A 22,685-nucleotide genomic window follows, 5' to 3' on the forward strand; every position below is an offset into this window, starting at 1 on the left:
TTCCTCTCTAGTTTTCCTCCTCTTGAAATTGTAAATACTCTTTTACTGTTTTATTTACTGGTGGAATATCTTCTTCTGTTATTGTTTTTAAAACATCAACTGTTATTGGAGCAATACTCACAATTCTATTTGCTTGGTATTCTATTATTTTTTCGAATAAGTTTCTTGCCACACGCGCATTTCCAAAGTTTTTATCTTTCTTTTCGTAAAACTTATCAAAAATAAAATGTAATTTCTCTTTCGCATCCTCAGTTAATACAAAATCATTCTTCCTACAAAACAATTCGAAAATTCCAATTAATTCACTTGGTTTATAATGATCGAAGGTAAAGTATCTATTAAAACGTGACTGCAATCCTGGATTAGAAGTAATAAAATCTTTCATTTCATCAGGGTACCCAGCTACAATAACTACTAACTCTTTACGATGATCTTCCATCTTTTTAAGTAACACCTCTATAGCCTCATTACCAAAATCTTGTTTATTATCTTTTGACAATGCATATGCTTCATCAATAAACAAAACTCCATTTAAAGAGGTATTAACAATTTCTTCAACTTTCAAAGCTGTTTGACCAACATATCCAGCAACCATTCCACTTCTATCAGTTTCTATTAAATGACCTTTTTCAAGATACTCTAAGTGTTTATATATTTTAGAAACCAAACGAGCAACTGTTGTTTTTCCTGTTCCCGGAGGTCCCCATAAAAACTGAATGTAACGAGTTGTTTACAGATTTCAACCCTTCTTTTTCTCGTAATTTTTGTACTTTTAAAAAGTTAGCTAACTCTTGAACAGCTGTTTTAATAGTATCTAAACCTATTAACTCATTCAATTCATCTAAAACATCCTGTAATGTTTCGTTCTCATCAACTTCTGTTTGTTTTACTCCTTGTAGTTTTTGTTTAGGATGTGATACGCTATTATTAATTTCTTTCAATGCTTTTTCTTCTTCCTCAGAAATAGTTCCATCAGCTTTGGAGATTAATGTTGCTATACGGTATAAAAAAGCTCCAGAATTGGTAAAGTATTTATTGTCTAGTTTCTTTAATATTGAAGGTAATAGAAACTCATTTTTATAATCTTCTCCTAAATCAAACAAAGAAGCGTTTTGTATAATTTCAATATTTTTATCAAAACTATTCGATGTTACAAATTTATTAATTCGTTCAATTGTTAAACTACTAATAATATCATTTCCCTGAAGTTTTTCAAACAGAAAAGCTAGTAAGAATTTCACTTTTAATGTTGCTTCCTCATTGGTAGCGTCATGTAATCCATATGTTTTATTATATACTTTTATAATGTCTTGTAAAATTACATGTTCTGCTTTAAACTCTATGGCATCATCAGTTTTATTTACAATGGTATTGATTACATTAGAAAAATGTTTGTTTTGGTTTAAATCTTCAGCTAATTCTTGTATTTTTTCTCCTTCTTCTTTTAAAATTTCTAAAAAGTCATTCGCTATTGCATAATCTTTATCTCCATTCTCTTTTTGATTTACAAAATTTTTAAACTTATTCGTAAAATACTCTAAATTCTTTCTTTCTTCTTTTTGCTGTAAATGAAGGTTTTCTATTAACTTTTTTAAATAAGTAACATGTGTTTTTGGAAAAATACTGAAAAAAGTATGATCTAAAGAGTTTATTGTTAATGGCAACACCAAATTTTTAGTATGAATTTTTTTTGATGTAATTATAAAGTCTAGCTGACTTTGGTCTTTTTTTATAGAGTATAACAACAATAAATCTTCTTCCTTCAATTTTAATGAAGAAAAAACATCCGATAAACTAACTATTTTAATTGGATTTACTGTTTTTCCTTTAAAAAAACACAGCTGATCAGTTTCGCTTAATTGCAAAAAAAAACGGTCAACAATTTTATAGTGTTTTGTATTGTACATAGCTTTTTAATTATTTATTTTTCCTAATTACCCGCATCAATTTGCATCATAGCATCTTCAACATGATGAACTAACTCATCAAAATGTGCTAATCTTTTCGTTTCTCTTGTTCTATTAAAAGGTAAATCAACATTAATATGTTTTACAAAATTTGAAGGTGCATGCTTCATTATATAAATATCATCTGCCAAATACACTGCTTCTTGAATGTCATGTGTTACAAATAAGATGGTTGGACTAAATTTTTCCCAAATACCAATTAACAAATCTTGCATTTGTAAACGGGTTTTTACGTCTAAAGCTCCAAAAGGCTCATCCATCAATAAGATTTCTGGATTAGACATTAAACTTCTAGCAATAGCAACACGTTGTAATTGCCCTCCAGATAAGTTTGGATACTGAGCGTACTTTTTTTGATGCCCATCTAAACCTACTAGTTGAATCATTTCCATTGCCCGTTCATTTCTTTCTTTTTTAGAAACTCCTTGAAACTGTAATCCTAAACCAACATTGTCTAGTACCGTCATCCAAGGCAATGAAGAGTATTGTTGAAATACCATACTTACCCTGTTCTCTTTACTAACAGGTTTCCCTTTTACCAATACAGAGCCAGAGGTAGGTTCTTGCAGTCCGGCTATATACCTTAGTAAAGTTGATTTTCCGCAACCTGACATTCCTAAAATTACACCAAATTGCCCCTGCATGGGTTTGTCTTCAATTAATAAATCTAAATTTTCAATTATTTGAGTTTTCCCATTATTATACGATTGATGTATGTTACGTAACTCAATAATATTTCCTGTAGTAGGATTATCTATAAATTCTAATGCCATAGCTAATGTTTATTACCTTTATTTACATGCTTAAACGGAAATAATACTTTGTCAATCATTACAAAAATCTTATCTTGTAATACACCAATTATTACAATAATTATTAAAATAGCAAATGCTTTATCTATTCTACTTTGTCTTTTCGCTGTCCATATTAATTCACCAATTCCGCCCCCTTTATTTAACATTTCAACAATAGTTATATAGGTCCACGAAATAGCCGTTAACACTCGAATATCATCAATTAATTTAGAAAGCACATAAGGTATGTATACCGTTTTTATTGTTTGCAAAGGAGAAGCTCCTAAAGTAAATACTGTATTTAAATAAACTTTTTGAACCTCATCTATTCGTTGAACAACTACAGGAATTAAATACACAACAATACCAAAAGCTAAAAATGACACTTTCATTTGACTCCCTAACCCCAGCCACATAATAAAAATACCGGTTACAGCAGTTAATGGAATAAAACGATACGAGTCTATAATTTTACTAAATAACCCTCTGAATAAAGGTACCAATCCTAATAAAAACCCAATAGGAATAGCTACAATTATCGCCAATAAGTATCCAAAAATATTTAACTTTATAGAAAAGAACGTATTTCCAATTACATCATCATCTTTATTTAATTCAGGAAATGCTTTAATTACTTTTATAGGCGAAGGTAATAATGGGTATACCTTATTTTTCATCAACCCATATTGCGCTAATTCTTCTTTATTTAAAAGTTCTAATTTATCATAACTAGCAACTAATATAGAATCATTTTCATAATACAGTTTATTTTCTTGCTTTAACGATGAAACATTTATGGATCCATTTTGTGTGATGACAGAATTTGATAAAACCTCTGCCATTAAGAACCATATTAAAACAAGAATTACGCTTCCCAAAATGGTAAGCGTAATTTTTTGTTTTGAGTCTAGTTCTCCTCGTAACTCAAATAATTTTTTAAAATCAGTACTCATTAGTCAACTACTAATTCAAAATCCGTTCTTCTATTCTTTGCCTTACAATTAGCATTTTGATTCCTTTCGCATCCAGCAATAGGCTTATCAGGTCCGTTACCAACAATAATGAATCTGTTTTTAGGCATGTTATGCTCACTTATTAAATACTGAGCAACTGAATTGGCTCTTCTCTTTGAAAGTGCAATATTAGAAGATCTTCCTCCTACATTATCCGTATTTCCTTCTATTCTAATACGAGCATTGGCAAACGCTCTTGCTATTGGAGTAAATTGAACATCTATTAGTTGTTTAGCATTATCACTTAATTGATATTCTCCTGTTCTAAAAGTGATACTTACTTTTTTAGAAGAAAGTGATTCTTTTTTAGCTACGGTTTCGCTTGCTGCAGTAAACTCTTTTTGTTTTTCAGAAATATGATTAGCTCCTGTTAGTGATTTTGTTTTAGAAACTAAATCTCTTGTAGATAACAACCTCCAACTTTTTGCTCCTGATGTATTATACCCTAAGTTATTATACTTAACTTTCATTTTGTTATATAAATCTTCTCCGGTAACACCGTTATAATTTTGATTCATACCAAAAAAGTTTTCATTATCTCCATGAGTTGCTAGACGCACATTGTTAATTGCATCGTAACAAAAATCTTCAGGCTGTGATAAACCTTCAGCTAAAATTTTCGCTGCTTTTCTTTTATTAGCGTCTGAATTATTTAGTTCAGAAGCTCCAATCATCCAACCTTCATATAAATCACGAAGTTGTTCTTTGTTTTTTTCGATAAAATTTTTCTTAGAAACAAATACATCAGCAATAATATGTGTTGCATTTTTAGTACTTTCTAGCACACGAGCTCCAGCAACTTTACTAACACAATCAGCATCATCTGGACTCCAAACTACGGCAGCATCAACAGTTCCACTTTTAAAAGCATCAGCAGCATCGATAGCACTTGGTACCTCAACAATTTTCACCTGACTTGTTTTAATATCTCCAGCTTCTAATAACCAAATTAAAAACGAATGAGAAGGAGTCATTGGCGCTACTGCGATTTTTTTACCTTTTAAATCGCTAACCTTACTAATTCCTCTCCTTGCAACAATTGCATCACCTCCACGACTCCAGTCTGCTTGGAAAACAACTTGCGGTTGGTATTGAGACAATCCTTCAACTTCAGTAGGAAAAGCATCAATTGTAGCCCACATTAAATCAATATCACCATTTTTAAATGCATCTCTTGAAGCATCAAAATCATCAATTACCTTAAAGTTTACTTTAAAACCATAATCTTTATAAAATCTAGAGTTCGTATTTGCTTGAAACCCTTCATTAAAATATTGTCCACCTGCATATCCTCCCCAAGTTACTACTCCTATATTAATAACATCTTTGTATCCATCTTTTGATTTAGAACTAGATGTTGAAGTAACTTCATTTATTTTTTGCTTTACCTTAGGGTCACGTAATTTATTTAATAGGTAGTACACCCCTCCAATTATTACTAAAACAATAAGTATTTTTGAAAATGGAGTTAGTCTTTTTCCTGCCATAATTTATAGTTTGATTTGTTGTTAAAAATTGAATAAATCTGAATATTGATTATCTTGATTTCCTCTATTATTTTTTAATATTGGTGCATCTAAGTCTACACTATGACTATCATTTACCAATATATCTTTTTGGTTTCCTAATATCAAAGAAACGCCTTCTTTTTCCCATTTCTCCAGTAATTCCAGTCCTTCTTCTTCAAAAATCCCATTCTGTAAATCAATAGAATCCATGAAGTTATTTGACATTTCCATAAAACGTTCCATTTCACCTATTTTCATACTTACATCATCAGCAATCGCTTCCAAAGCTCTATCGAACATTTCTTTTTTATCAGAATTCCCAGCAATAATATCCATCGCCGATTTCATAGCAGAATGACTTGCTCGTATTGCTTTTCTTTCCTGCTCCTTAACGGTTACCTGATCTTCAATGTCTTCTACTAAAATTTCAGAATTTTCATACATTTTGGTTAATACCCTATATAAAATTTCTAACTTTCTGTATAGTTCATCCAATCGTAAATTAGATTCTTTTAAACGGCCAGCTTTTCTCGACTTCAAAATCATTATTCCTTTCTTGTCTTTCTGCTTAGCTGCATTTGCTAGCTTTAAATTACTATTTATGCTTTTCTTATTTTCATTAATAATTTGTTGCAAGCGTCTCATTTGTCCTTTTAAAACAGCAATTTGTTTGTTCATTTTTTTCAAATTGCTCTTTAAATCGTCTACATAACTTTTTAAAATACCAATCGGATCAATCTGAATAAATATTCCCGTTATCCAACGCATAAATGATTTATACATGTAAAAAATGAGATTTCTCATTTTAGGATCTAAAATCATGTAAATAACAACCCCTAAAATAGCTAATAAAGCTCCTAAATACAGTGTGTTTTCAACTATAGTAATTAGATATGGAAGCACTTTATATAAACCATACAATGCACCTGCTCCTAATAAACCTGTAAATAACATTCCTGTTTTTCCTTCAGGTCTTTCCCAAAAAGATTTTGGTTTTAAATTTTCCATATTACTTTAAGTATTGTTTCATTTTTTCTACATCTTGCTCTAATTGTGTTCTTAGATGGTGATAAGAAAGCTTAAAATCATTTTTAGTTTTGTCTATTTTTGCTTTACTTTCATCAACAATCTTTCTTAACTCAGAAATTTGAGCCTGATGTTTTGTTATCTCTTCAGTAAGTTGTTTTATTTTTTCAGATTTCTCTTTAATAATGGCATCGAATTGAACAATCTCTTTTTCTTTATCTCCAACTTTAGTAGTTAATTGCCCTTCAAAAGCTTTTGTAAAAGAGTTGTTTTCATTGTCTAAAACACTAATATAATGCTTTGTTGAATCAATTAACTTATCTAATGTAACTCCCATTGTTGATGCTGTGGCATAAGTTGACCGGTATTTAGTAGCTTCATCCATCGGGATTTTTTCTAAAGCCTTTAATGCTTTTTTAAACTCCAGATAGTCAAATCCTTCTAAATTATTTTTCTCAATAGCTTGCAGTAGCTTATCAATAATAGCATCATCCACACTCCCATGACTAGTAGGTGATTTGATAGTGGTTTTATTTTTTACAGGTTGTTCTGTCTTTTTTACAGCTGTTCCTTTTACTTCTTTATGTTCAGGTTCTTTCTTTTCATCTGATGAATCATCTACAATAAATAGTGATTTTAAATTTTTTAGCATAAATAATCAAGTTTTAACAAATTTAAAAAAAATAACGAATTATAAACTATATTATGGTGTTGTTATTACTTAACAAACCTATTCCAGCCTATTTTTAAGACAATAAGAAGCACTATAAAAATACCTATTAAATATATAAAACTTCCTATAAAAAATATACCAATAAAAACTCGCTGAATAAAATAAGTAACAATAAATGCTATAAACACCATAATAAATAACCCAGATAACCTATTAAATCCAGGAATTTGTTGTAATGGAATTGTTTTTTTTATAATTAATAACAAAACTAACATTGCTATGATTGGCAAATAATAAGTTACTATTTGAAGAGTTATTAAATTTTGACCTAAGAAGAAAAAATTATAGACGACTAAGATTATTGACAATAATCCTGGAATTACAGCTGCATACACTAAAATCGTGTACAAATAACTTATGGGAGCTTTAAACTCCTTCGCCTTAACAAACAGTAACCCTAATAAAGAAATAAGAAGCAACACAACATAGTAATTAATAATTATACTAGATTTATTACTAAGTAAGTTTATAATATCTTGAACTGTCATTTTAATCAATTTATGTTTGTATCACAAATGTATAAGAATAATACCATTTATGATTAAAGCGCTCCACTAATCCTGATTTTAGCATTCATGAAAAACCATAAATAAACATTCATCAAAATCATTAGTTACTATATATGTATCGGTTTAATATAATTTGTTACTTTTATTTTACACAAAAAATAGGCGTTTTAATTTTTATTCTTTTTAAAAACGCCTCTTTTTTAACTCAATAGCACCATGCCTAGCACAAAAAAAATATTCAAAAAAATACTTATTTGGAGATACAAAAACATCTCTGAACGTCAATTTATTTATGTACTAAGTATTTTAGTTGGCTTTTTAGCAGGAATCGGTACATTAATTTTAAAAAACTTAACCTACTTTTTTCAATTTATCATAGAAAAAACATTTATTAAAAACATTCATTATTCTTTATATTTTATCTTTCCTATTATAGGATTATTTTTAGTTTACTACATCAAAAATAAAATTATTAAAAAAGAAATTGGACATGGAATTTCAACGACTTTGCATGCCATTTCAAAGCGAAGTGGAATAATTGAACAATATAAAATGTACGCTTCACTTATCACAGCGCCTATAACTGTTGGTTTTGGAGGGTCTGTTGGTTTACAGGGCCCTTCAGTTAGTACTGGAGCTGCTCTAGGGTCTGGAGTGGCGCAATTATTTCATATGAACACAAAAACTAGGATGTTACTAATTGGATGTGCAACTGCCGGGGCAGTATCATCTATGTTTAAAGCTCCTGTTGCTGCTATCATTTTTGCCATTGAAATTTTTAGTTTAGATTTAGCATTCGCATCTCTTATACCTCTTTTATTAGCCTCAGTATCTGGAGTTATTGTTTCTTATTTTTTCTTAGGAAAAGATGTTTTACTAGGCTTTAAACTTCAAGACGTCTTTTTAATTAATGATATTTTTTTTTACATATTATTAGGCTTAGGAACAGGAATAGCTTCGGTTTATTTTTCTAAAATTTATTTTAAAATCACTCATTTTTTTAATCGTTTCAAAAGTGACTTTAAAAAATTGATTATTGGTGCTTTTGCCATTGGTCTAATGCTATATTTAATTCCTCCTTTATACGGTGAGGGTTACACTATAATTAACAGCCTATTAGAACACAATGCTCAAGAAGCACTCAGTGGGCTTCCATATAAAATTGACTACAATAACGTTTGGATAGTTGTCCTTTTTTTACTCTTAATAACAGTTTTTAAAGCTATTGCAATGACCACTACTTTCGCTGCTGGTGGAGTAGGAGGTATTTTTATACCAACTTTAGTAATGGGAAGTGCATTAGGGAATGTATTTGCTAAAATTATAAATGAATTAGGAGGACATGTTTCTGAAAGTAACTTTACATTAATTGGAATGAGTGGCTTAATGGCAGGTGTATTACACGCACCTTTAACTGCTATTTTTTTAATTGCGGAAATTACGGGTGGATATGATTTATTTGTGCCTTTAATGCTTGTTGTTGCAATTTCTTTTGCCTTAACAAAATACTTCGTTTCAAATTCAATATACACAATAGAGCTAGCAAAAAGAGGGGAACTCATTACGCACAATAAAGATAAAAATGTAATGATGATGATGCGTATTGATAAATTAATTGAAAAAAACTTTAAAATAATTCACCCAGAAATGACACTGGGAAAAATGTTAAAAGAATCCGTAGCAAAATCATCAAGAAATATTTTTCCTGTTTTAGATAGCGAACATCGTTTTTTAGGCATTGTTTTACTAGATGATATTCGCCCCTTAATGTTTGAGCAAGAAATGTACGACACACTAACAATTCAAGTACTTATGAAAAGTGCGCCAGCCATTATTTTTCATGATGATAGTATTGAAAAAGTAATGCAAAAATTTAAAGAAAGTGGCGCATGGAATTTACCTGTAATCAAAAATAAAAAATACATTGGTTTTATTTCTAAATCTAAACTACTCTCTGCTTACAGAACTAAATTAATTGAACTCACTACTTAACTCCTAAAAAACTAAGCAAACAATGTAGCAAAAGCTTCTTCTATCTTTCCAACCAAAACAAGTTTAATAGCATGCTTTTTTAAAGTAATTTTATTATACTTCGAAGCTACAAAGGTTTTATAACCTAGTTTCTCTGCCTCTATAATACGTTGATCTATTTTGGATACTGGCCTAATTTCTCCTGCCAAACCAACTTCGGCAGCAAAACAAACATTCGGGTTAATTGCCAAATCTTGATTTGATGATAAAATTGCCGCAACTACAGCTAAATCAATCGCAGGGTCATCTACCTGAATCCCCCCTGTAATGTTTAAAAAAACATCTTTAGCCCCTAATTTAAAACCTGCTCGTTTTTCTAATACGGCCAAAATCATATTTAAGCGTTTTAAATTATACCCCGTTGTAGACCGCTGTGGTGTTCCATAAACTGCTGTACTCACTAATGCTTGAATCTCTATCATTAATGGTCGAACGCCCTCTAATGTAGAAGCTATTGCTGTACCACTTAAATCAGCATCTTTTTTTGAAATTAATATTTCAGAAGGGTTTGACACCTCCCTTAGTCCAGTAGATAACATTTCATAAATTCCTAATTCAGCTGTAGACCCAAAACGATTTTTCTGCGATCGTAAAATTCTATAGGTATGATTTCTATCTCCTTCAAATTGCAATACCACATCTACCATATGTTCTAAAATCTTTGGGCCAGCAATATGCCCTTCTTTGTTTATATGTCCAATTAGTAAAACAGGGGTAGCAGTTTCTTTAGCAAACTTAATTAACTCTGCAGATGTTTCTCGTATTTGTGAAATACTTCCTGGTGAAGCTTCAATAGAATTTGTATGTAATGTTTGTATAGAATCTATTACCAAAACATCGGGTTGTACTTCTTCAATATTTTTAAAAATCTGTTGTGTTTTGGTCTCTGTAAGTATTAAACAGTTAGAGTTTTTAATATCTAATCGCTCTGCGCGCATTTTTATTTGCGATTGACTTTCTTCACCAGACACATACAAAACTTTCTGTGGAATTTGCAACGCAATTTGTAATAACAAAGTAGATTTTCCAATTCCTGGCTCACCTCCCAACAACACCACAGCTCCTTTTACCAATCCTCCACCTAAAACCGTATCTAATTCTTTATTTTTGGTGCCAAAACGCTCTTCAGGATTCAACTGTATTTCTTCAACTCGTAATGGCTTAGACACCCTTCTTTGAGTGTTATCAGCTGTTTTCCATGTCCTTTTTTCTTCTTTTTGTAATACCTCTTCTACAATCGTATTCCATTGTTTACAAATATTACATTGCCCTACCCATTGCGCATGTTGGGTTCCACAGTTTTGACAGAAAAAAGTAGTTTTGGTTTTGGCCATCCTATAGGTAAGATTTACTTACAAAGAAAAGAAAACTATTTGTTTTTATTATAAATCGGTAGTAGTAAAAATGCCAATCCTCCAAAAACAATAATCATAACAGTTTGAGCAGTCCACATAATCCAACCAAAAGCATTTGCTGGCTCATCAGGAATACCAAATAAAGCAAAAGCTCCTGCTACAGCTATAGGATACAAACCTACGCCTCCATTGGTAGCAGCAATACTAAATCCTCCAGCTATAAAACCAATCAGTATAGCTCCAAACGGAACATTTAACCCTTCTATTGCTGGAACAGTAGCCCAAAACATAGCTACATACATTACCCAAATAAAAACAGTATGAAAAATAAATGGCCACTTATTTTTCATTTTAAAAATACTAGTAGTTCCTTCAACCAAACCAGCAATAAAGTTTTTTATTTTCAAACCAATTCCTGAATTTGCTTTCTTTACAAAATGTGAAAAAACTAGAAAACCTATTATCAAAGCACCTAGTAAAACTACAATTTTTACAGGCGAAAAATTCTTTGTGAGCAACTCATAAATAAAATCAAACTGAACAAATAAAGTGATGCAGATAATTAACAACATCATAATTAAATCAGCAACTCTTTCAGCCACAATTGTTCCAAAACCTTTTTCAAAGGGGATTTTTTCGTAATTTGTCATCACAGCAGCCCTAGAAACTTCTCCAGCTCTTGGTACAGCGTAATTTACTAAATACGCAACCAAAACTGCCATGGTACTATTGCCAAAATCTGGTTTGTACCCCATTGGCTCAAGTAAAAACTTCCATCTATAAGCTCTAGATAAATGACTTAACAGTCCAAAAAACAACCCTAAAGAAATCCACCAATAGTTCGCATTTTTAAAATACTCTAACAAAGTACCGATAGACACTTTTGATAATGAATACCATACTAAAAAACCTCCCAAAATGAGAGGTATTACAACTTTTAATATCTTTTTAAAACCCACTATTAATTAAGTAAATTAGTTTCTTCATTTGGGAAAACCAATTGTGGTTTAAATTTCTTAGCTTCTTCTAATTCTAAAAAACCATACACAATTAAAATTAACACATCTCCTTTAGCTACTTTTCTTGCAGCAGCTCCATTTAAAGTGATTTCTCCACTTTTTCTCGGCCCAGGTATTGCATAGGTTTCTAAACGCTCTCCATTGTTGTTATTTACAATCTGAACACGTTCACCCTCTATAATACCTGCAGCATCCATTAAATCTTCATCAATGGTTATACTCCCTATATAATTTAAATCAGCACCTGTAACTTTTACACGATGGATTTTAGATTTTACTACTTGAACTAACATAGTGCAAAAATAGTTGTTTTTTAATGATTAGCGATTTGTTTTCTTATGATTTTATTTTAACCCTATATTATCAATCAAACGAATATCTCCTGCAAAAACAGCTATAAATGCTCGACAACTCTTACTTGATTCAATATTTTCTGGAGTTTTTAGAGTTTTCTCATCAGCGATTGTGAAGTATTCTAATTCTAATAAAGGTTTCTTTTTAAATTGTTTTTTAACCCACTTCGTTAACTCTTCAATGTTTTTTGCCCCAAACTTCTTTTTAGCTTTTTTTAATGTCTTGTATATAAAAGGAGCAACTTCTCTATGTTCTTTTGTTAGCCTTGCATTTCTAGAACTCATGGCCAAACCATCATCTTCTCTGAAAATAGGTCTTCCCTTTATTTCTACAGGAATGTTATACTTTTCTACAAGTTTTTTTACTATTTGCAGTTGTTGAAAATCTTTTTTTCCAAAATAAGCTACATCTGGCATTATTATTTCAAGAAATGCTTTCACTATCGTTCCAACTCCATCAAAATGTCCTTCACGAAACTTCCCCTCCATTTCATGCTCTAAACCATCAAAATCAAATTTCTCAGAATTTATATTGTTATCATAAATTTCTTTCACTGTAGGCACAAACAAAACATCACAACCTACACTTTCAAGTAACTGTTTGTCATTCTCTAATGTTTGAGGATATTTTTTTAAATCTTCAGAGTTATCAAACTGAGTTGGATTAACGAAAATACTTACCACAGCTAAGTCATTTTTTTTCTTTGCTCTTTTAACAAGTGACAAATGACCTTCATGTAAAGCCCCCATGGTAGGTACAAATCCAATTGATTTTCGTGCCTCCTTTTGCTCTGCTAAAAATGCTTTTAATTCTAATTTTGTGTTAAATATATTCATTAGCTATTCATTGAAATGCATGCAAAATTAGCAATTTAACATCATTTTAGCATAAAAATTCGTATTTTTGCATCCTCATACAAAGAGTTCGATTTAATGAAGGATAAGAGAATACTATATGTTTCATCTGAGGTGATACCTTATTTACCAGAAACAGAATTATCGTCAACTGCATTTAACGTTGCAAAACAAGCACATTCCAAAGGGGTTCAAACACGTATTTTTATGCCTCGCTTTGGGGTTATCAATGAACGAAGACATCAATTACATGAAGTTATACGTTTGTCTGGTATGAACTTAATCATTAACGACATGGATATGCCACTAATCATAAAGGTAGCTTCTATCCCTAAAGAACGAATGCAAGTTTATTTTATTGACAATGATGAATATTTCAAGCGTAAAGCTGTTTATTCTGATGAAGATGATCAATTATTCAATGACAATGATGAGCGTATGATCTTTTTTGCAAAAGGAGTTATTGAAACCGTTAAAAAATTAAATTGGGCTCCAGATATTATTCATGTTCACGGATGGATGGCTTCATTATTACCACTATATTTAAGAGAATTTTATAAAGAAGAACCATTATTTACTGAAAGTAAGATTGTAACTTCGCTTTACAATAATGGTTTTAAAGGTGAACTAAATAACGAGCTTGCAAAAAAAGTTTGTTTTGACAAAATTAACAAAGACAAAACAACAGTATTTGAAACACCTAACCATATTAACATACTAAAAAGTGCTATTGAAAATTCAGATGCAATAGTAAAAGGGAGTGAAACATTACCTAGTGAAGTTGAAGACTTTATTGATAATAATGACACAAAAGTTTTAGAATTTCAATCTGAAGAAAATTTAACAGAAGCATATTTAGAATTTTACAAAGAAAACGTTTTAGAATTAAGCGAATAAATTAAGAATGGTTAGAAAAATTGGTATTTTAGGTGTAAGCTTACTTTGTTTAGCTTCTATTATCTCGTGCGAAAAAGATATTAATGATATTGGTACTGGTATTGTTAAAAACACAAAATTTAATACAAATCAAATTGATTTGGAGCTAGAAATTACTCCAATAGATTTAGAGGTTGATTCAAATGGTAACCCAACAGGTGTTAGAGCAGACAACATTAATACAGCTATTTCAGAATATTGGCTAGGAGTTTATAACAGTAGTGATTATAAAACAGTAGAGTCTTCATTTATTAGCCAGTTAGGTTTTGTTGCTGATCTTAAAACATCAGATTACGAGCCTATTGCAGAAGACGGTGATATTGATTCAGTTTTTATTTTAGACAAAGTATTATTAAAACTTCCTTACAGATCTACTAGCAAAGGAAAAGAAAGTGATGGAAAACCTAAATTTCATTTAGATTCTGTTCTTGGAGACCCTAGCATAGCTACAAGTTTAAAAATTATACGAAACGGTACATTTTTAAACACCTTTGACCCAACAAACCCATCCAAAAACAACTCTTTTTTATCTAATGATACATATATCGAAGATGAAGTATTAAACGAAGACCCCGGTTTTAGTTTTAAGCCAAACCCAAAAGATACTATGCATGTCTTTAACAGATCTTCTAGTACTGGTGTTACATTTAAAGATACTATTAGGTTAAGCAACAAAGCTCCTTTCTTAGCAGTTCCTTTAAACATGACCAGAATGAAAGAATTGTTTTGGAATAAATTTAATGATAATGAATTTTCATCATCCCAAGCACTAAACGAATACTTTAGAGGCATATACGCAAAATCAGAAGGTAGTAATGGATCAATGGTTCCTCTAAGTTTGTTAGGCACAAGTGAATCAGCTAGTTTAGATTTTTATTATACGATAACACGTTTTGAAAAGAAAGAAGGAATAACAAATCCAGTTTACAAAGACACTGTTCCAACAAAATTTTCTTTTCCTTTAGCTGGTATTCGTAATGCGAAATACAAAATGTCACCTGCAACCAATAGCATTCCTTCTAATAACTTTGTTGTTCAAGGAACCGCTGGTTCTATGGCAAAAATTAAAGTTTTAGGTGTTAACTTGAGTAAATTAAAACTTAGCGACCCTAACAATTTAATTTTGAAGCATGAAGCGAAAGACAAAAATAGCGATGGCTATTTGGACTTAGAAGAATTAGCAGATATTAAAGACCCTGCTAATGATCAATATGGATTATTAGTTAACGATGCTGTTTTATCATTTTACATAAATCAAACCGTTAACACAGATAAAAATATCTTACCTCAAAACCTCCATCTCTACCTTAATAAGGACAATGGTAGTGGAGATATAGCTCCAACGCAAATTTCTGACACATACAGAGAATCTAATACCTATGGAGGTGCCTTAATTTTGTCTGATGACAAACCGGAAAGATATACTTTTAGAATTACTGATTACGTGGGTAGTTTGTTTGATAAATCGTCTACTGACTTTGCAGATCTTATTTTAAAAGTTTACAATAATCCGACTGATGCCACTCTTAAAAATAGAGTGATAGATCTTAATGTTGAATCATACAATTGGAACCCAAGAGGTGTTACCCTTCTAAACGAAAATGAAGCTGCAAACGACACTAAAAGAGCAGTGTTAAAAATTTCATATTCAGAAAAAAAATAAAGAATTCATATGTGTGGTATTACAGGTTACATAGGCTATAGAGAAGCCTACCCAATAGTGATTAATGGATTAAAAAGGCTAGAGTACAGAGGTTACGATAGTGCTGGGATTATGATGTATGATGGAAATGAAATGCATTTATCTAAAACTAAAGGAAAAGTTTCTGACTTAGAAATAATCACTAATGATGATGATACTAGAAAAGAAGGAAAAATAGGAATTGGACATACCCGTTGGGCAACACATGGTGTTCCTAACAATATAAACTCGCATCCTCATTTTTCTCAATCTGGAAATTTAGTAATCGTTCATAATGGTATTATTGAGAATTATGATACCATTAAAAAAGAATTAATCGCTCGTGGATATAGCTTCCAAAGTGATACTGACACTGAAGTTTTAGTTAACTTAATTGAAGAAGTTAAGAAAAATGAAGGCTGTAAATTAGGAAAAGCTGTTCAAGTAGCACTAACCAGTGTTATTGGAGCCTACGCTATTGCTGTTTTCGATAAAACTAAGCCAAATGAATTAATTGTTGCCAGACTTGGAAGTCCAATAGCTATTGGTGTTGGTAAAAACAATGAGGAATTTTTTGTAGCTTCTGATGCTTCTCCATTTATTGAATATACTAAAAACGCTATATACCTAGAAGATGGCGAGTTAGCTATTATTAAAAAGGACAAAGGGATTAAAGTTCGTAAAATTGACAATGATAAAGAAGTTGACACTGACATACAAGAGCTTAAATTAAACTTAGAGCAAATAGAAAAAGGTGGTTATGACCATTTTATGCTTAAAGAAATTCACGAACAGCCAAAGGCAATAACAGACACCTATAGAGGAAGAATGTTAGCTAACGAAGGGGTAATTCGTATGGCTGGTATTGATGATAATCTTTCTAAATTTTTAAATGCTGATAGAATTATTATTATTGCTTGTGGTACCTCATGGCATGCCGGATTAGTGGGTGAATATCTTTTTGAAGATATGGCAAGAATACCTGTAGAAGTAGAATATGCTTCTGAATTTAGATACAGAAACCCTGTGATAACACAAAAAGATGTCGTTATTGCGATTTCTCAATCGGGTGAAACTGCAGACACTCTCGCTGCGATTAAGTTAGCAAAATCAAAAGGCGCTTTTGTTTTTGGTGTATGTAACGTTGTTGGCTCATCAATCGCTAGAGAAACACATGCTGGTGCTTATACTCATGCTGGTCCAGAGATAGGCGTTGCTTCTACAAAAGCATTTACAACTCAAATCACAGTGCTTTCTTTAATTTCTTTGAAATTAGCTAAAGCAAAAGGAACGTTATCGACTTCTGCTGTTAACACCTACCTTCAAACACTAAAGCAAATCCCTGCTCAAGTTGAAAAACTTTTAGAAATTGACCCTATTGTAAAAGAAATAGCTTCTGTGTATAAGGATGCTAAGAATTGTTTATACCTAGGTAGAGGTTTTAATTTCCCTGTTGCATTAGAAGGAGCTTTAAAACTAAAAGAGATTTCTTATATCCATGCCGAAGGTTACCCTGCAGCAGAAATGAAGCATGGACCTATTGCTTTAATTGATGAAAACATGCCAGTTTTTGTTATAGCAACAAGTAAAGGGCACTATGAAAAGGTAGTTAGTAATATTCAAGAAATAAAATCTAGAAGCGGTAAAATTGTAGCTATTGTTACTGAAGGAGATGTAACAGTTAAAGAAATAGCTGACCATGTAATTGAAATTCCAGATACTGAAGAAGCATTTACTCCATTACTTACTACTATTCCTTTTCAATTATTATCTTATCATATTGCTGTTATGTTAGAAAAAAACGTAGATCAGCCAAGAAATTTAGCAAAATCAGTTACTGTTGAGTAGTGATATTTATATATAAAAATTAAAAAAAGTCTCAGAATTCTATTTTCTGAGGCTTTTTTTATTGAACGTTAAATAAACAGGAAAGTGGTCTGAAAAACCACCCTCGTACCATGGACCAGTATAGGTCCTGAAAGGACTTCCTTTAAATTTACCTTTATAAACCCTCATCCATGGTTTTTTAAAAATCTTAGCTTTTATAAAGCTCAAATTACTATCGTCATAAAAAAAATTATTTGATATAATTATCTGATCAAACAAATGCCATTTATTATAAAAAGTTGATGTTCCGTTGTTTTTAGTATGAATATTATAAAAAGGATTGTAAAAATCATCAGTAACTAAAGAAGTTTTAAGACTTTCGCTTGAAGGATTATCGTTAAAGTCGCCCATAATAATAAACTTAGACTCAACTTTATCATTTTTCTTTATACTATCAATAACCTCATGAACCAACCCAGCTGCTTTAATTCTTTTATATCTAGTTTCCTTCTCACCACCTCTCCTAGACGGCCAATGATTCACTAAAACATTCACTAAGTCACCGTTTAAAACACCTTTCACCACTAACAAATCTCTAGTATAATCAATATTACCATCCGTATCTTTTAAAGATAAAGGATAAGATTTTGATGAAAGAACAGTAAATAAATCATTTCTATATAACAATGCTACATCAATACCTCTCTCATCAGGAGAATTGTAATGTATAAACTTATAATTATGATGTATTAAGTTTTTATGCCTCACTAAATCTTTCAATACTTTTGCATTTTCAACTTCAACTAAACCAATTATTGCTGGAGTATACTTTGACTCTTGACTTCCTAAAAGAGATAGAATTGAACTAATTTTTTTTATCTTATGTCTATATCTATCTTTACTCCACTTCTTCTTGCCTTCAGGAGTAAAATCATTATCCTGTGTCAATGGGTCATCAACAGTATCGAATAAATTCTCAACATTATAGAAAGCAACTGCGAGTGTGTTTTTTCGTTTATTCCTAGACATTTAGTAAAAAAATTTATCTAATTTACAAAGTAAAAACTAATAAATAAACATTAAGGTAACACTAATGATTAAAAACTTTTTATCAAAAGTTTCTAAAAGAATATCAAATTCACAAAATTATGTGATAGCAATTCATTTTATTATTATAAAAACAAACAGAAAGTAAACATAACCTAATATTAAGCAATTGTAAAACAACAACTTAAACAGTATTAAATAACATAAATTACATATTTATATAACACAAAAATTCTATAATAAACAACGAACTCATAGTACTTTTACATCATAAAATAAAACAGAAAAATTTAACCCTCTAATTATAAAAACTAAAAAAAATGAAAAAATTTGTAGTATTAGTATTTGTTGCTTTGATGAATGTATCAGCATTTGCAAATAACGAAAACCCTGTAAAAGAAGAAATCAGAACTAAAATTGTAAAATTATTAGGAAAAATAGATTTTACTATTGAAAAAGATGTAAATACAAATATAGACTTCTTAGTAAACAAAAAAGGTGAGATAGTTATTTTAGACATTGAATGTGCAAGTCCAGAAATTTGTGCGTACATTAAAAGTAAACTGAACTATAAAAAAGTGAAAAACAACATAGAAGAAACATTACGAATGTACAGAATGCCTCTAAAGATAGTTAGACGTTAATTAATAAAAGTTGTGTGTAAATAAAACCTCGCAAAGTCGAGGTTTTTTTATACTTTTTTAATTACACTCGTAACTATACCCCAAATAACAAAATTATTTTCTTCTGTTATCTTGATAACAGGATAGTCAGTATTTTCAGGTTGCAACCATACATTTCCCCCTTCAACCCTTAGTCGCTTAACAGTAAACTCTCCATCTAAAAAGCATACGGCAATTTTATTATTTGCAGGCTCAATACTCCTATCAATAACCAACAAATCATTATCATCTAACCCAGCCCCTATCATAGATTGACCACTAACTCTTGCAAAAAACGTTGCTTCTTTATTTTTAATTAATTCTTCATCTAAAGAAATACGTGTCTCTTTAAAATCATCAGCAGGTGAAGGAAATCCCGCAGAAATTCCTATATCTATAAATACTGATCCTTTATTTTTCAAATCCTTTGGAGAAAAAAAAATTAACGCTTTTGATTCTTTCATGTTATTATACCTTAATTATTTCGTACATATTCATTGTAAACATAGAAACCAATTCTTTGGGCGCATCATGCAAACGCTGGTAAAATAATGGCTAACTAATTATAATATCTAATATAAATTTTATTTTTATTTCACCTATTGCATTTACAATCACCTCACAGACAAAATTTTCACTCTATTAAACAATTTAATTAAAAATTATCATACGTCACTAAACAAAAAGCATGATGCTTATTAACTACCTTTTTATTCATAATAATCTAGCTAACATTGATATACCATTCAACTTCATCACTCAATAAAACCTGTACCCTTAATTAATTGTTAAATAACACAAAAGTAAACTTATGAAATAAACTTGAATTAAATAACCGCTCAAAAAAAATTATAATCAACTAAAGCAAACATCGTGTAAAGATAAGAAATTCGTATTTTTGCACTCTATGATAGAAACACGTAAGGCCATATCTGAAAAAGCGGTTTTAATTGGTATTATAACCCAACAACAAAACGATAAACAATCTGAAGAATATTTAGATGAATTAGAATTTTTAACGTCTACTGCTGGTGGAGTTACTGTAAAACGCTTTGTTCAAAAACTAGAAAAACCCAACCCTAAAACATTTTTAGGGACAGGAAAGCTAGATGATGTAAAAGCATACATAGAAAGCCATAATATTGGTACTGCAATTTTTGATGATGAGCTTTCTCCTGCGCAACTAAGAAATATAGAAAAAATTCTTGATTGTAAAATATTGGATAGAACAAATTTAATTTTAGATATTTTTGCTAATAGGGCACAAACTAGCTCTGCTAAAACGCAGGTAGAATTAGCTCAATATCAATATCTTTTACCAAGATTAACCAAAATGTGGACCCACCTTGATAAACAAAAAGGTGGTATTGGAATGCGTGGTCCTGGAGAAACTGAAATAGAAACTGACCGTCGTATTATTAGAGATAAAATTACCTTGTTAAAAAAGAAATTAACGACCATTGATAAACAAATGGCTGTTCAACGAAAAAACAGAGGTAAAATGGTTCGTGTAGCTTTAGTTGGATATACCAATGTTGGAAAATCTACCCTTATGAACGTTATTAGTAAAAGTGATGTTTTTGCTGAAAACAAATTATTTGCTACACTTGATACGACAGTTAGAAAGGTAGTCATAAAAAATATACCATTTTTAATGACAGATACTGTAGGTTTTATAAGAAAACTACCCACTCAATTAGTTGAATCGTTTAAATCAACTCTTGATGAAGTTAGAGAAGCAGATTTATTATTACACGTTGTTGATATATCACACCCAAATTTTGAAGACCATATATCCTCTGTTAATCAAATTTTAGATGAAATTGACGGTGCTGACAAACCTGCTATAATGGTTTTCAATAAAATTGATACCTATACACATGAGACAATAGATGACGATGATTTAATTACAGAAAAAACTAAAGCACACTATACTCTTGAAGATTGGAAAAAAACGTGGATGAATGATTTACAAAAAGAAAGTATTTTTATTTCCGCAATTAACAAAAGTAATTTAGAAGAATTTAAAGAAAAAGTATATAATGAAGTTAAAAAAATTCATATTGAACGCTTTCCTTATAACGATTTTTTGTATCTTGAATAATACTTTATTAACCTCTTTTTAACAATATAAGACACTTTAAATTAGTTTTTTTAAATATTTTACTTTATCTTTAAAAAGTCATTACATTTTTTGTATTACTCATATTATTAACATTTTAAGCCCCCTAAAGATGAAAAAAAATACATATACCTCACCTTCTCAGAAAAAAAAGCATAAAAAATTCTGCTTTTTAGTTTTTCAAATACAAGCTTATAATTATTAAAAACCCAGCTAATAATTAGCTTACTAAAAAATTTCATTTCGGAATTAGTTATTATACACTAAATCTATTTTTTGGTACCTACATTATTTACATGGGATAAACGATAAACGTATGAGAAAAATACCCCTATTATTTCAAGCTCTACTGATTTTTCAAGTAGCATTTTCTCAAGAAGTGTGTACTTCAAAACCAGAACAAGAATCTATTAATGAAATTTCCAGCATAACAAAATGCTCGGTTACTAGCACTAGTAAAATAAAAAATTCACAAAGAGCATCAAAAGTAATTATCGTATCTAATCGAAGTAGGCACAAAAGGCGTCTTCTTGAAAACAAGGAAGTTTATACAGCTAACCAATTACGTGCTGCGCATATTAATAATATTAAAACAGAAGATAATAATCAACAACTAAAAATAGATGATTTAAAAAGTAAAATAGCTAAGATAAACCATGCGATAGAAGAAGAAAACGCTCGTAGAAAAATATCTTTTGACACTGTTGATAAAATACCTCAGTTTCAATCTTGCACAGACAGCTCCTTAAGTATTGTTGATTGTTTTAATCATGAAATGCAAAAACACTTAATACAAAACCTTATATATCCTGAAGAAGCACTTAGAAAAAAAATCACAGGTGATATATGGATTAGTTTTGTTATAACAAATAAAGGAACTATAAAGAATATTATCACTACTGAACCTGAAAACAGTGAATCTCTAGAGAAAGAAGCTATTAGAGTCATCTCATTATTGCCCAAGTTTATCCCTGGAAAGCAGAATAATAAAAACATTAATGTTACATATGCTTTCCCTATAAGTTTCAATCTTGATGATGATGATATAGATTAACGTTAATAGATAAAATATCAATAGCCTAATTTTTATGATTAAAATTAGGCTATTGTGTATCTTAACAAATAAAATCAAGACAAGAAATCCATATAAATAAGCACTTAAATAGTTGGATTCTTTAACGAAAAAGAAATAAAGTTAAAAAGATTACTTAGTTTAATATTTTTTCATACATTTGCACCCGCTAAAA

General features: G+C 30.4%; 21 protein-coding genes. 7 read left to right on the top strand and 14 right to left on the bottom strand.

Annotated elements, in window-relative coordinates; translation table 11 throughout:
• Positions 1–7: 7 nt before the first annotated feature.
• The 8 genes from ACMFBB_RS10725 to ACMFBB_RS10760 form a co-directional block, all read right to left on the bottom strand.
• Positions 8–667 carry an AAA family ATPase gene (locus ACMFBB_RS10725; RefSeq protein WP_435260781.1) on the bottom strand — a complete coding sequence of 220 codons (660 nt, stop codon included), beginning with the start codon at positions 665–667 and terminating at the stop codon, positions 8–10.
• The gene (locus ACMFBB_RS10730; protein WP_435260782.1) at positions 657–1,907 is read right to left on the bottom strand and encodes a hypothetical protein; all 1,251 of its coding nucleotides are present in this window, start codon (positions 1,905–1,907) and stop codon (positions 657–659) included. Before ACMFBB_RS10730 ends, ACMFBB_RS10725 begins: the two co-directional genes overlap by 11 nt.
• 23 nt (positions 1,908–1,930) lie before the next feature.
• On the bottom strand, positions 1,931–2,740 hold the full coding sequence (locus ACMFBB_RS10735) for an ABC transporter ATP-binding protein (protein WP_435260783.1): 810 nt from the start codon (positions 2,738–2,740) through the stop codon (positions 1,931–1,933).
• 2 nt (positions 2,741–2,742) lie between these two features.
• Entirely contained in the window at positions 2,743–3,714 is a 972-nt protein-coding gene (locus tag ACMFBB_RS10740) for an ABC transporter permease (RefSeq protein WP_435260784.1), read from the bottom strand.
• Positions 3,714–5,261, bottom strand: coding sequence for a phosphate ABC transporter substrate-binding/OmpA family protein (locus ACMFBB_RS10745; RefSeq protein WP_435260785.1), 1,548 nt, complete (start codon positions 5,259–5,261; stop codon positions 3,714–3,716). Before ACMFBB_RS10745 ends, ACMFBB_RS10740 begins: the two co-directional genes overlap by 1 nt.
• A 21-nt stretch (positions 5,262–5,282) precedes the next feature.
• Entirely contained in the window at positions 5,283–6,290 is a 1,008-nt protein-coding gene (locus tag ACMFBB_RS10750; RefSeq protein ID WP_435260786.1) for a PspA/IM30 family protein, read from the bottom strand.
• 1 nt (position 6,291) lies between these two features.
• Positions 6,292–6,960 carry a hypothetical protein gene (locus tag ACMFBB_RS10755; RefSeq protein WP_435260787.1) on the bottom strand — a complete coding sequence of 223 codons (669 nt, stop codon included), beginning with the start codon at positions 6,958–6,960 and terminating at the stop codon, positions 6,292–6,294.
• Between the two features lie 65 nt (positions 6,961–7,025).
• Entirely contained in the window at positions 7,026–7,529 is a 504-nt protein-coding gene (locus ACMFBB_RS10760; protein WP_435260788.1) for a hypothetical protein, read from the bottom strand.
• Positions 7,530–7,766: 237 nt separating this feature from the next.
• On the opposite strand from ACMFBB_RS10760, the gene ACMFBB_RS10765 reads away from it, so the two are divergent.
• Complete coding sequence (locus tag ACMFBB_RS10765; RefSeq protein WP_435260789.1) at positions 7,767–9,542, top strand: chloride channel protein; 1,776 nt, start codon at positions 7,767–7,769, stop codon at positions 9,540–9,542.
• Between the two features lie 11 nt (positions 9,543–9,553).
• Here ACMFBB_RS10765 and radA read toward each other — a convergent pair whose 3' ends face one another.
• The 4 genes from radA to panC are packed head-to-tail and all read right to left on the bottom strand — an operon-like array spanning position 9,554 to position 13,145.
• On the bottom strand, positions 9,554–10,915 hold the full coding sequence (gene radA / locus ACMFBB_RS10770) for a DNA repair protein RadA (protein WP_435260790.1): 1,362 nt from the start codon (positions 10,913–10,915) through the stop codon (positions 9,554–9,556).
• A gap of 35 nt (positions 10,916–10,950) precedes the next feature.
• Positions 10,951–11,853, bottom strand: coding sequence for a lysylphosphatidylglycerol synthase transmembrane domain-containing protein (locus ACMFBB_RS10775; RefSeq protein ID WP_435260791.1), 903 nt, complete (start codon positions 11,851–11,853; stop codon positions 10,951–10,953).
• Between the two features lie 44 nt (positions 11,854–11,897).
• Complete coding sequence (gene panD, locus ACMFBB_RS10780; RefSeq protein WP_028888691.1) at positions 11,898–12,248, bottom strand: aspartate 1-decarboxylase; 351 nt, start codon at positions 12,246–12,248, stop codon at positions 11,898–11,900.
• Between the two features lie 51 nt (positions 12,249–12,299).
• Entirely contained in the window at positions 12,300–13,145 is an 846-nt protein-coding gene (gene panC, locus ACMFBB_RS10785; protein ID WP_435260792.1) for a pantoate--beta-alanine ligase, read from the bottom strand.
• A gap of 96 nt (positions 13,146–13,241) precedes the next feature.
• Between panC and ACMFBB_RS10790 the strand changes: the two genes are divergently transcribed.
• From ACMFBB_RS10790 to glmS, 3 genes are read left to right on the top strand one after another with little or no spacing between them, the layout of a single operon-like run.
• On the top strand, positions 13,242–14,060 hold the full coding sequence (locus tag ACMFBB_RS10790; RefSeq protein WP_435260793.1) for a glycogen/starch synthase: 819 nt from the start codon (positions 13,242–13,244) through the stop codon (positions 14,058–14,060).
• A 7-nt stretch (positions 14,061–14,067) separates the two neighbouring features.
• Positions 14,068–15,762 (top strand): DUF4270 family protein, encoded by a 1,695-nt coding sequence (locus tag ACMFBB_RS10795; protein WP_435260794.1) that lies wholly within the window; start codon positions 14,068–14,070, stop codon positions 15,760–15,762.
• A 9-nt stretch (positions 15,763–15,771) separates the two neighbouring features.
• The gene (gene glmS, locus ACMFBB_RS10800; protein WP_435260795.1) at positions 15,772–17,628 is read left to right on the top strand and encodes a glutamine--fructose-6-phosphate transaminase (isomerizing); all 1,857 of its coding nucleotides are present in this window, start codon (positions 15,772–15,774) and stop codon (positions 17,626–17,628) included.
• A gap of 39 nt (positions 17,629–17,667) precedes the next feature.
• On the opposite strand, the gene ACMFBB_RS10805 is transcribed toward glmS, so the two are convergent.
• Positions 17,668–18,636 carry an endonuclease/exonuclease/phosphatase family protein gene (locus ACMFBB_RS10805; protein WP_435260796.1) on the bottom strand — a complete coding sequence of 323 codons (969 nt, stop codon included), beginning with the start codon at positions 18,634–18,636 and terminating at the stop codon, positions 17,668–17,670.
• Between the two features lie 338 nt (positions 18,637–18,974).
• On the opposite strand from ACMFBB_RS10805, the gene ACMFBB_RS10810 reads away from it, so the two are divergent.
• Positions 18,975–19,298: a hypothetical protein gene (locus tag ACMFBB_RS10810; protein ID WP_435260797.1), complete on the top strand. Its 324-nt coding sequence runs from the start codon at positions 18,975–18,977 to the stop codon at positions 19,296–19,298.
• 47 nt (positions 19,299–19,345) lie between these two features.
• Here ACMFBB_RS10810 and ACMFBB_RS10815 read toward each other — a convergent pair whose 3' ends face one another.
• Positions 19,346–19,780 carry a LexA family protein gene (locus ACMFBB_RS10815; protein WP_435260798.1) on the bottom strand — a complete coding sequence of 145 codons (435 nt, stop codon included), beginning with the start codon at positions 19,778–19,780 and terminating at the stop codon, positions 19,346–19,348.
• A 443-nt stretch (positions 19,781–20,223) separates the two neighbouring features.
• Between ACMFBB_RS10815 and hflX the strand changes: the two genes are divergently transcribed.
• Together hflX and ACMFBB_RS10825 are read left to right on the top strand one after the other, a co-directional pair.
• Positions 20,224–21,420, top strand: a complete 1,197-nt coding sequence (hflX, locus tag ACMFBB_RS10820; protein ID WP_435260799.1) for a GTPase HflX — start codon at positions 20,224–20,226, stop codon at positions 21,418–21,420.
• Positions 21,421–21,754: 334 nt separating this feature from the next.
• A complete protein-coding gene (locus ACMFBB_RS10825; protein WP_435260800.1) occupies positions 21,755–22,492 on the top strand; it encodes an energy transducer TonB in 738 nt (245 codons plus the stop codon).
• The last annotated feature ends 193 nt before the right edge of the window (positions 22,493–22,685 follow it).

The organism is Tenacibaculum sp. nBUS_03 (assembly GCF_051201695.1).
GTDB lineage: Bacteria > Bacteroidota > Bacteroidia > Flavobacteriales > Flavobacteriaceae > Polaribacter.